Origin of the sequence: Desulfosarcina variabilis str. Montpellier, assembly GCF_048565275.1 — a bacterium.
GTDB lineage: Bacteria > Desulfobacterota > Desulfobacteria > Desulfobacterales > Desulfosarcinaceae > Desulfosarcina > Desulfosarcina variabilis.
Genome location: NZ_CP159846.1, coordinates 8,975,970 through 8,987,741, shown reverse-complemented (window position 1 = coordinate 8,987,741; position 11,772 = coordinate 8,975,970). Strand labels below are relative to the sequence as shown.

General features: G+C 52.5%; 7 protein-coding genes. 4 read left to right on the top strand and 3 right to left on the bottom strand.

Annotated features, from left to right (window positions below; genetic code table 11):
* Positions 1 to 476: 476 nt before the first annotated feature.
* Positions 477 to 881, bottom strand: a complete 405-nt coding sequence (locus Dvar_RS40320; RefSeq protein ID WP_419659108.1) for a VOC family protein — start codon at positions 879 to 881, stop codon at positions 477 to 479.
* Positions 882 to 1,319: 438 nt separating this feature from the next.
* Between Dvar_RS40320 and Dvar_RS40315 the strand changes: the two genes are divergently transcribed.
* From Dvar_RS40315 to Dvar_RS40300, 4 genes are all read left to right on the top strand, one after another.
* Positions 1,320 to 1,775 carry an RrF2 family transcriptional regulator gene (locus Dvar_RS40315; RefSeq protein ID WP_419659107.1) on the top strand — a complete coding sequence of 152 codons (456 nt, stop codon included), beginning with the start codon at positions 1,320 to 1,322 and terminating at the stop codon, positions 1,773 to 1,775.
* A 395-nt stretch (positions 1,776 to 2,170) separates the two neighbouring features.
* Entirely contained in the window at positions 2,171 to 4,075 is a 1,905-nt protein-coding gene (locus Dvar_RS40310; protein WP_419659106.1) for a propionyl-CoA synthetase, read from the top strand.
* 245 nt (positions 4,076 to 4,320) lie between these two features.
* Entirely contained in the window at positions 4,321 to 5,220 is a 900-nt protein-coding gene (locus Dvar_RS40305) for a GntR family transcriptional regulator (RefSeq protein WP_419664232.1), read from the top strand.
* A 58-nt stretch (positions 5,221 to 5,278) separates the two neighbouring features.
* Positions 5,279 to 5,950, top strand: coding sequence for an ATP-binding protein (locus tag Dvar_RS40300; RefSeq protein WP_419659105.1), 672 nt, complete (start codon positions 5,279 to 5,281; stop codon positions 5,948 to 5,950).
* A gap of 12 nt (positions 5,951 to 5,962) precedes the next feature.
* Here the strand turns inward: Dvar_RS40300 and Dvar_RS40295 are convergent, their stop codons facing one another.
* Both Dvar_RS40295 and Dvar_RS40290 read right to left on the bottom strand, forming a co-directional pair.
* Positions 5,963 to 7,615: a diguanylate cyclase gene (locus tag Dvar_RS40295; protein ID WP_419659104.1), complete on the bottom strand. Its 1,653-nt coding sequence runs from the start codon at positions 7,613 to 7,615 to the stop codon at positions 5,963 to 5,965.
* 48 nt (positions 7,616 to 7,663) lie between these two features.
* Positions 7,664 to 11,764, bottom strand: a complete 4,101-nt coding sequence (locus tag Dvar_RS40290; protein WP_419659103.1) for a response regulator — start codon at positions 11,762 to 11,764, stop codon at positions 7,664 to 7,666.
* Positions 11,765 to 11,772: the final 8 nt, after the last annotated feature.

The window sequence follows — 11,772 nt, the reverse complement described above, 5'->3', positions numbered from 1 at the left end:
CTGGCGGACAACCTCGGCGTCTTGTTTCCGAAGCCCTTCGGCCTTTGCAACATTAGGGATAACGATGAATTCAATAGTCTGTAAATGGAGCGTGCAATTTCCAAAGGGAAGCGTTGCTGTATGGCCCGATGGCTGTAGAGACCTGATCGCCATTATCGATAAGAAACAACCGTTAAGGATTATTTGCAGCGGGTTGGATGTTTCTGTTAGAAACGTCGTCTGTACAAATGAAACGCGGTTTTTGGGTGTCCGGCTCGCTCCTGGGGTAACCTTTCCATGGGATAACGCTGACTCAGACAAGATGCGCATAGACGTTTCCATCCCTTGGCATCCATTGCTGCCGATTATGGTTTCTCGGATCAAGCCCACATGAACCGGGAGATAAGACACTGGTTTGGCTGCACGCCGATGATGCTCCATACAAACCGGGAGCAGGCCATCGCTCGGCTCGCTGCTCCCGATGCATTTAATGGCCTTTAGATATCCTCAATGATGTACTTTTTGAATTCGGGAGTGAGTGCAATAGGATGATAGCAATAGACGACCACACCGGAAGGATCAACAACGCCGAACCCTCTATCGCCCCAGGGATGATCTTCCAACTGAATCATCGTCGACAAACCGGCTGCGGTCAATTTTTCATGTACCTTGTCGGCATCGTCGACAAGTAAGTTAAGGACGGTTCCACCGGAAAATGGCACCATACCGCTTTTTGGTTCCATCAAGCAGACTTCCGGGCCAGAACCCGACACGCCAAGGCGAAGTACAACGTACCAACCGCAGTCGAAAAGCGGACGCGCGTCGAAATGGGTTTCATAGAAATGGCGGGTTTCCGGCAGTTTGGATGTAACAATGGTCATGCTCGCTGATTGGATTTTCATGAATACCTCCACGTTTACAGTTTACGAATCCGTCTGAAATGCGACTTTTTACGAGTTTATCACAGTTGGGATTATCATATTCGTTTGACAGGACAATCTAATGCATGATGATGATCGCTGTATTGAATATTTTGGCCAACTGGATCCAGTCTGAAGCGTTAGCCAACCTAATTTTCTAAAAAAAGATAATTATGATGACGTGTTACCCCCAAATTCAAGGGGTATTGGAGGGGCTTGAATTTTATTTTTAGGAGTAAATGATCAAAAAAACGACGACCAAGCATTGAAATCCTATTAAAAACTAGCTATTGTGCCTAAATATCATTTATTGAAAATACTGCTAACTTTCGAACGATTATTGAACGCACAAACGTATCGATCACCACGGGACTTCCATTTGGAAGCACCCTTTGAAGACCAAGGGAACTGAAGCCAGCCATGCTAGTCACCCAAAAAAAACAATACGCCTTGCGTGCCATTTTTGAATTGGCCAAACAACAGAGTGATGAACCCGTTAAGACCTCAACCATTGCCGAGGCACAGGCCATTCCCCTGCGATTTCTGGAAGTTATCATGGGGCAGTTGAAACGGGCTGGCTTCGTAGAATCCAAACGCGGATTTTTTGGCGGGTATACGCTTACCCAACCCCCGGATCAAATCCGCGTGGGGGAGATTTTCCGCATGCTGGACAAGGAGGACAAAACCGACGCATGTATGGCCTGTGCATCCAAGGGAAATTGTCCTTTTTTGGGCGGATGTGTGTTCATGGGATTATGGGATCAGGTCCAGCAGGCCATGGACAAGGTGTATGATCAGACGTCCATTCAAACGCTTATCGAGCAGGACCGCAATGGGGCCTTTCCCACCCCACTGGACAAACGCGAAACCGCTTAGAGGCATATGGGGTCATCATCGTGGCGCCGTAAGCGGGCGGCGCTTGAACGATCGATCATAGCACCACGCTGCCTTTCAAATCGGGCTTTTGTGCCCGATGGCGAATCAGATTATCCATCCATCTTTTTAAAATCGATTTCATCCTTCATTTGACATCTGACATCTGGGCGTTGGCATTTTTCCTCTTTCGGGGATGGTGCTTGTTCAAAAGCGGCCGGTTTTTGATTTTACTTGCGATTGCCCTGAGGACCGTGCTTATCGGTATTGATTTTTATGAAAAAATATAATTAAAATACGATTGTTCAGCTACTGTATAGTATTCATCTTTTGTTGTTGATTTAACCAATGCTATCCTCTATAGTTTCTTTTTTCAACCACTGGTAAAAGGAGGCCACATGAGCAACCCCTATGACGCCGCATTTGAACAGTCAATCAATGATCCGGATGGATTCTGGGGCAAAGCAGCAGAAGACTGCCACTGGTACAAACGTTGGGACAAAGTTCTGGATGACAGCAACAAACCGTTTTATCGCTGGTTTACCGGTGGGCAGATTAATACCTGTTACAATGCCCTGGACTACCACATCGATCAGGGCCGGGGAGATCAACTGGCGCTGATCTATGACAGTCCGGTAACCGACACTATTAAAAAGTACACCTACACGCAGCTAAGGGACGAGGTGGCGACTTTTGCCGGCGTGCTCAAGGCGCAGGGCCTCCAAAAAGGTGACCGGGTGCTGATTTACATGCCCATGATTGCCGAGGCGGCCGTAGCCATGCTGGCCTGTGCACGCATCGGGGCCGTGCATTCGGTTGTTTTCGGCGGTTTCGCGGCCAAGGAGCTGGCCACCCGGATCAACGACGCCAAACCCAAGGTAATTGTTTCGGCATCGTGCGGCATTGAAGTCAAGAAGGTGATCGCATACAAGCCGCTGCTTGACGCAGCCATTGACATGAGTGATGCCAAACCCGAAAAATGCGTTGTTTTTCAGCGCTCCATGGAGACGGCAACCATGATCGAGGGCAGGGATATTGACTGGACGGATGCCATGGCCAAGGCGTCGCCGGCCGATTGCGTGCCTGTGGCCGCCACGGATCCTTTGTATATCCTCTACACATCGGGAACCACGGGACAGCCCAAAGGCGTGGTGCGTGACAACGGCGGTCATGTGGTGGCACTCAAGTGGACCATGAAGAACATCTACAATGTGGATGCCGGTGATGTCTACTGGGCGGCCTCGGACGTCGGCTGGGTGGTGGGCCACAGCTACATCGTTTACGGTCCGCTGTTCAAGGGTTGCACCACGATCCTTTTTGAAGGCAAACCCGTGGGCACACCCGATGCCGGCGTGTTCTGGCGGGTGATCGGCGAGCACAAGGTTAAAACCATGTTTACCGCACCAACGGCGTTCAGGGCCATCAAACGCGAAGATCCCAATGCCGAGCTGATGAAGCAGTACGATCTGTCAAACTTCAAGGCCCTGTTCCTGGCCGGTGAACGCACCGACCCCAATACCCTGCACTGGGCCGAGGAAGCTCTGAAGGTGCCGGTCGTCGATCACTGGTGGCAGACGGAAACCGGTTGGGCCATCTGTGCCAACTGCCTGGGGCTGCATGAGTTTCCGGTCAAGGAAGGCTCGCCGACCAAGCCGGCGCCGGGGTGGAATCTGCAAGTGGTGGATACTAACAACAAACAGGTGGCTCCCGGTGAAATCGGTGCCCTGGTGGTGAAACTGCCCTTGCCGCCGGGAACACTGCCGACCCTGTGGCAAAACGACCAGCGCTACATCGATTCCTACCTGGATGAATTTCCCGGCTACTATAAAACCGCCGATGCGGGATACATTGATGCGGAAGGCTACGCTTTCGTAATGAGCCGTACGGACGACATCATCAATGTGGCCGGTCACCGTCTTTCCACGGGGGCGATGGAAGAGGTGCTTTCGGATCATCCCGATGTGGCCGAGTGCGCGGTGTTGGGCGTGGATGACGATCTCAAAGGGCAGGTGCCGGTGGGATTCGTGGTCCTCAAGGCCGGCGTGACCAAGCCTAAGGAGGAGATTCTGAAAGAAGTGGTTCAGATGGTCCGCGACCGGATCGGTCCGGTGGCAGCCTTCAAGACCGCCACGGTGGTCAAGCGGCTGCCCAAGACCCGTTCCGGTAAGATTCTGCGCGGCACCATTCAGAAGATCGCCGACAACAAGGAATACAAGGTGCCGGCCACCATCGATGATCCGGCGATCCTGGGTGAAATGGAAGAAGCCTTGAAGGGCATCGGGTATGCCGGATCGAGAAAATAAAAAAACTGGGTGGTGCATCTAAACGCGTGTCCGTCCGGAAATAGGCAACTTGCCATTTACGGATGGGCCTAACCGATTAACCCAGCGCATAGCCACGCCGGGTGCTTTCCAGATGGAAAGTACCCGGCTTTTTTTTGCCGTAACCCCAAAAACAGACGTTGACAGATGGATTAGCGTCATATGATCATATGACACTATGAAAATAGTTCTGCAAAAAAAACAGTCCGCTTGGTCTACGGGAGCAGATCAAGATACAGATCCGTTTTTTGATCGAAAAGGGCACGCTTGAACCCGGGCGGCCGCTGCCGTCCGCACGGGATCTGTCCGCATTTTTGAAAATCAACCGCAACACCATTACCCAGGCTTACAAGGAACTGTGCTCAGAAGGACTGCTAAACATTGTCGTTGGATCAGGCACATTTGTGCGCAAAAACGTTCGTTTAAAACCAACGGCCACGCTGGATCGGGTCTTCGCCGAGGCCATGGCCCAGGCCCGAACGGCTGGTTTCGGAAACCAGGAGATCATCGATCATTTTTTAAGCCGCCTTCTTGCGGTATCCGCTGAAAATGAACAGAAGCATGTGCTGGTGGTGGATTGTAACGATGAAGTCATCCGTTACATCGGCGAGAAAATCGAAAATACCTTTGGTGCGAAAACCAAAGGCATCCTGATCCAGGAAATCGAAGATGACCCCGAGGCGGCCCTGGCCATGGTTGAAGACCAGGATCTGTTGGTTTGCGGATTCAATTACCTCGAGGAGCTTGACCGGGCGCTTCCCGGTATCGCCGCCCAGGTCGAGGTGGTGGCGGTTCTTCTGCAGGTGGATGCCGGTGTGATCAATGCCCTGGCCAGGCTACCTGAAGGCATCTGCATCGGCTATATCTGCGCCAATCAACGCAGCACCGAAACCCTTTACAACAGTGCCTATTTTTCCATGGGCAGACGGCTTAAGCGCATCCTGTCCGGTTTGGACAATTCAAAAGAACTGCAGCGACTGGTTGCCGAATGTGATGTGATTTTCGCCACCGATCTCATCGTCGAGCGGGTGAAACCCCTGGTCAAATCCCACCAGCGACTGATTCCCGTTACCATCACCCTGGATCAAAGCAGCCTGGCGCTGATCGGTGAGAAACTGGGGCGTTGAGGCCTATGGTTCGAATGCTGGTTTGTAAAGACAACCGGTCATCAACAGGAGACGATCAATGACGCGTGACAGGCAGCCGGAGTCATTTCTTGAGAAAAGAGTCGTTCAATACGACCGGTGGTTGCAAAAAAAGCCAATTTCTTTTTCTTCCCGGGTGATTCCGGTTTCGGAATCCCTTGATGCCAGACAATGGGTGCTGCCCACCGGACATGCCATGCATATCATTGACAGCGCCAGGTCCATTGCCGTTCAAAACTGTATTTGCCGCACCCATTACCGGCGCTGCGATCATCCACGGGACGTCTGTTTACTGCTGGATGCGGTGGCGGATGCATTTGTGGCCAAAAAAAAGGCGCGTAAGGTTACCATGCAATCGGCGATTGAGATTCTGAAAAAGGCCAACCAAAGCGGCTTGGTACAGCTGGCCCTGTGCCGTCCGGACCATGAGATTTTTGCATTGTGCAGCTGTTGCGCCTGTTGTTGCCATGATTTGCAGATTGTCCGGCGTTATCATCGTAAAGACCTGATGATTCGTTCGGATTACATTGCCGTTACATTGGTGGATGAATGCATTGGTTGCGGTGATTGTGTCGACCGATGTATCTTCGATGCCAGGATCATTAAGGATGGGGAGCTGGAATTTAATTCCGATGCATGTCTGGGGTGTGGGCTTTGTGTGACGGTATGCCCCAAAGGGGCGATCTCCATGGCACGCTGGCCTTCAACCTAAGTGCCTGTTGATCTACGCTGTTACCACCTGATTGCGCCCCTTTTTTTTGGCCTGATAAAGCGCTTTGTCGGCCAGATCGACCAGCTGTTGGCCGGTTATTTCTTTTTGGGCCGAACAGGCCGCCACGCCGACACTGGTCGTGATATGTAGCTTGACACGATTGTAGGTGAAAACGTGCTTGCTGATGCGTTCCCGGAATCGGTCGCACAGGACCATTGCCTCATCAATCGATGTGTCGGGTAAAAGGACGGCAAATTCCTCACCACCATAGCGGCAGGCCACATCATACTTGCGGATGCTCTCACTGAGAATCTTTCCGAACTCCTGCAGGACCTCATCACCGCACAGATGGCCATAGGAGTCATTGACCAATTTGAAATGATCCAGATCCATGATACACAGCGCCAGAGAGTGTTTGTAGCGATGGACACCGGAGATTTCCCGTTCCAGGGATTCTTGAAAGTAGCGCCGGTTGAACATGCCGGTCAATTCATCGCGAATGGACATCTCGGTCAGCTTTTGCTGGGCGATGCGCATCTCCCGCTTGAGGTTGGCCTTTTCCAGGGCATTGGAGATGATTCGCAACAGTGCTTTATTGCTCAGCTTGGCTTTGGGTAAGTAATCGCTCGCCCCCGCCTGAATCATCCGGGAGGCAATCAGCTCATCCCCCTGGCTGGTGATTACCACCACGGGGGTGTCCACCCCTTTGCTGTTGATCGATTCCAGAAATTCCAGTCCATTGCCATCGGGCAGGATATATTCCAGGAAGATGAGATCGAAGCGTCCTTTATCAATGCGGTCCATGGCTTCATCAATCCGTTTGGCCCGGGACAGTTTGAGCTCGGGTTGATCAGACAGCGCCTGTTGGAGCATGGTAAAGTCATTGTCCCGGTCGTCGATACTGAGGATCGACACCGGCTGGTCCAGGTTGAGAATGGTTTTGCCGCCGGCGTAGTTTTTGGGTTCGTCGTGACGAAGGGTTTGGATTTTTTTGACAATATCAGCGATTCGGTTGGCTGCCTGACTGATCCGGTTGATTCTTTCGGTCAGGTGGGAGGGAATGCCGCCATCCATTTCCATCAATTGGACATTGCCCATCAATACCATCAGGGGCTGGTTGAGTTCATGGGCTGTGGCCCCGGCCATTTGCAACAGGACTTTCAGGCGTTCTTCTTCGATAATCGATTTTTGTTGTTCACGGATTTGTTGATTGACCCGCTCCAGCTCTACAACCATTTCGTTCAATTTTGCATTATTTTTCTGGAGCTGTTTACGTCGCTGAAATAATTCAACAAAAATATTAACCTTGCCTCGCAGGATGATTGGGTCCAGCGGCTTGAACAGGTAGTCCACGGCGCCTTTTTCATAGCCGGTAAAGACATGGGTTTCTTCCTTGCTGATGGCCGTAACGAAAATAATGGGGATATGGCGCGTTTTTTCGCTTCCGCGCATGAGTTCGGCGACTTCGAATCCATCCATTCCCGGCATCTGAACATCAAGCAGGATCAACGCAAAGTGATGCTCCAGGACCAGTCCCAGCGCTTCATTGCCCGAGGTGGCGGAAATGATGGTCAGACCCGGTCGATCAAGGACACCCTCAATGGCCAAAAGGTTCTCCGGTCTGTCATCAACAACCAGTATTTTTATGGGTTCCTCTTCTGACATACCGTATATCCGGAAACTGGGGTTATTAGAGAAGTCTCAGGCATGCATTCACTGCGGTTGGGTCAGCCCGGGATCAAGCCAGATTTTGAGCATGGACGTCAATTTTTCCAAATTTACCGGTTTGGCCAGATAGTCGTCGGCACCGGCTTCAATGCACTTGGCACGATCACCCTGCATGGCTTTGGCTGTCAACGCAAGAATAGGAATATGTCGATAATGTTTCTGATGGCGAATCTGTTGGATCGCCGCATAGCCGTCAATTTCATTGATCATTACATCCATGAGTACAAGATCAATGTCCGGAAAACGATTGAGTTTGTCAAGACTTTCCTTGCCGGTTTTCCCGGTGCAGACTTCAACCCCCTGCGCCTCCAGGGCACTGGTAACGGCAAAAACGGTACGCATGTCGTCATCCACAAGCAGGACCTTGCGTCCTTGCAACGGATACCTGTGCCCGATCAGGGCGTCCAACCGCTGGCGACAGGCGGTTTCCAATGCATCGGGCGGCAGGTGCAGACAGGCCAGCAATTTAACCAATAGCTGATCCACGGTCCCCACGAAAGGCAGCGCGTCCACCTGGACAAATGGAGTGATCGCGGCTTTCACATCGGCCGTTAAAGCGACGTCCGTAAAGATCACCAGCGCAATGGGATGCGTTTGCCAGATGGTCAGAAATCGCTGTAGCTCGGCGATATCCATGGTGGGCTCAAGGATGGCGGCATCCATGGTTTGTGCCTGAAGAACCTTTGCGGCAGCGGCTGCAGTGGATGCTATCGTGAAATGAATGGATTCGATGTCGATGCCGGACCTGATCCGATCGGTGACCGTTTGGGGATCTGAGGCCACCACCAGTACATTGCGTTCATTCTGGGATTGCCATGTTTCAATCTGCTGAAAAGCCAGCGTCAGTCGACTCTTGGCAGGGGGCACCCGAATGTGTCCGGCCGCACCATGCGCCGCCGCCCGGGGCTTTTCATCCTGGCCGGATAAAGTAAAAATCGGAATATGGTGGTTTTGGACATTGGCTTTGATTTGATCGATCACCGGCCACCCGTCAGGGCCGCATGACTGGGGATTGATGAAAACGGCCACCGGCTGGTAATAATCCGCCAAATGCAGGCCGGTCATGCGCTGCTCGGCCACCACCACTTTATAGCCCTGGTCACGGGCCACATCCATGATGGGGTCGATGGTTTTGACATCGGTATCCATAATCAGAATGCATGGATTACCGTGAACCAGCCGATGGCGGTCATCGGGAACCCACTCGCATCCTTGCTGGACGGTGCTGTCGTCATTGACGGTTGACGATGATGGCGTGGGCTTGGCGGTCCGCTTTGGCGTTTCGTCGCGGATCATTTTCGGCTCTTCTGTGGAGGGCAACACAATGGGCAGATGCAGGGTAAAACAACTGCCTTTGCCTTCCTCGCTGGTAAGGCTGATTTCTCCGCCCAGCATGTGCGCCAGTTCCCGTGATATGGAAAGGCCCAGGCCGGTCCCACCGTATTTGCGCCGGGTGGAGCCGTCCGCTTGCTGAAACGCATCAAAAACCAATTGTTGTTTGTCTGTGGGGATGCCGATTCCCGTATCGTCAACGCTGATGGAAAGCCAGCCGGCGTCATCGGCAGGGCCGGCGGATTGACCGTTGGGCGGTTCGGCGCATGTCGAGAATGCAAGCTGAATGCGTCCGTGGGAGGTGAATTTAAAGGCATTGGAAAGAAAATTTTTCACAATTTGTGCGATCCGTTTACGATCCGATACCAATCGTTCGGGCACATCCTCGGCCACATCAATGGAAAAGACGACGCCGCTTTGCTCGGCCAGGGGCGCAAAACTCGCCTGCATGGCCTGGGCAATGGACTTGATGGCGACGGGTTCCGTTTCAATGTCTATCTTTCCGGATTCCACTTTGGCCAGGTCCAGAATTTCGTTGATCAGGTTGAGCAGATCCTCGCCTGCAGAATTAATGGTTTGTGCGAACTCGGCTTGTTTGGGGCTAAGTGTATTGGACGTATTTTCCAAAAGTAATCGAGAGAGCAGCAAAATGCTGTTGAGCGGTGTCCTGAGCTCATGGGACATGTTGGCCATGAACTCTGTTTTGTATTGACTGGAAATTTCCAGCTGTCGGGCTTTATCGGCCAGTTCCCGGTGGGCCTTTTCAAGCTCGGCGTTTTGTTCTTGCATGTCCTTTTTCTGCTGCTCGAGGATGGCCATGTTGGCTTCCAGGTCGGCTGCATTTTTGACCATTTGGGCATTGGCCGCTTCAAGCTCCAGATGCTTGAGCTGCAGCACCTGTTCGGACTTTTCAAATGCCTGGCGTTGTGATTGCAAAGCTTGGGTGTTCTTCTCCAGCTCAGTCTCGCGACGGCTTAACTGATCGGCCTGCTGCCTTGTTTTTTTGATCAGGGCCATTTCCTTTTCACGGACCAGGGCCGCCCCCAGGGCCATGGAAATAAACGGCGCTGCCGTTTGTAAAAAATGGCTTTCGAAAAGACTGAACACCCCTATTTTTTGGGCTTCCACACCCCCAATCACAGACTCTTCAAGGATCAGCGGAACCGCAACGATATTGCCCAGGTCCGCTGTGGGAACCGGTATGATGGACGCTTCCACCGCATCTTTACGAAAGGCCAGCATGGTTTTTTCATGGATGGCACTGCCCATGCGTCCTTCCCCGGAAGATACAACCAGATCGCATTCGCCCGTGGCACGGCCGGGAAAATGGCATGCACACGCAAACCGTCCATCTTCAGTGCCAATGAAAAACTCCGCCCGGTCCAGATCCAGGAAATCAGATAGAAATTCGAGGGCTCTGAAGCATAACGTCTCCGGTTCCGGTGTGCCGCCGAGCAGTCGGTGCAAGCTGGCCATGCCGGCAACCAGTCGCGATTGGGTTTCGTGTTCGATGGAAAGGGCGTGGATGTGTTTGATCAGATCGTTGCAGACGGTGGCCAGTTGGCCAATCTCATGGCTGGCGGATATCGCCGGCAGGTTGCGCTGTTGATCGCGGGTGGCCAGCATCATCTGTTTGGTCAGATCCCGAACCGGTTCGACGAGAATGCGGGACAGAATTACGCTAACGGCGATGATGCCAAGGCCGGTCAGGATCAAAATCGTAAAGATTATTTTTTGCTGGCGATGGATGCTGGAAAGGGCCATGGTTCGGTCAACCTCCACCACCAATGCGTAATGGAGACGATCCACTTGGATCGACGCATAGGTGCCGACCATCCAATGGCCGCCCGGGTCCTGGTACTCAAGCAGGCTGGATGGGGGCAGGGCTGATTTGCCGTTGGCGATGGCGTCACCCCATTGTTGGGCAATGGCGGTTTTTATGGTCAACCGGGTGTCAGGGCGCTGTCCGGCGATGGTGCCGGCCAATAACGTCAAATCCTTATCGATCAGATAAATGCGAACGTTGGTGTCCGGTTCTGGAGGCAAATGGATCAACTGTTGAATGTCACCACCGGGGATCGTAAAGGCGATCACGCCGGCCGGTGGATCGCCCATGCTGCCAATCGCCGCCGTGATAAAGGCACGCACACCGGTGGTCTCGTCAACGCCCGATTCGAATCCAGAGAAGGCGGGGATGCCGGTTTCGAGGGTTTTACGAAATGCGTCACAGATGGGGGAATTGGTTTCCATCTGGTTCAGGTTCCCGGTCAACGTTGGTGCGTTGGAGCTTGAAAAAATAATATTTCCATCTCCATCGATCAGCAGAATGTCATGATATCCATGCAGATCCGCATGCAATTGAATGCCGGACCCGAAAGCAGATACCGCCGTTTGCCAGGGAGGGCTGAGCACAAATTCGGACAAGGGTTCTTCGGCGGCCTGATGCCTTCTGACCAGGGAATTGAAAAAATTGATCGTTGCCGGCTCGCGGCCGTGCCGTTCGGCATCGGTCATGCGCCCATGGAGGTAGGCGTTGATCTGCTGGCTTTTCAGTTCTGCATTGAGCCGAATCGTTTTTTGAATATCCTGATCCAGATGGTGGTAGGCGGCTTGGTAATTGATCCAACCAATCAGCATGGTTGGCAGCATGGCAACGGTAAAAATGCACAGCAGCAACCGCCGCCCCATGCCCTGCCGGAAGACAAGGTCAAGACTGAAGGGAACCGTTCGTTCAAAAAAAGGGGTGTCCATCATCCACTGTC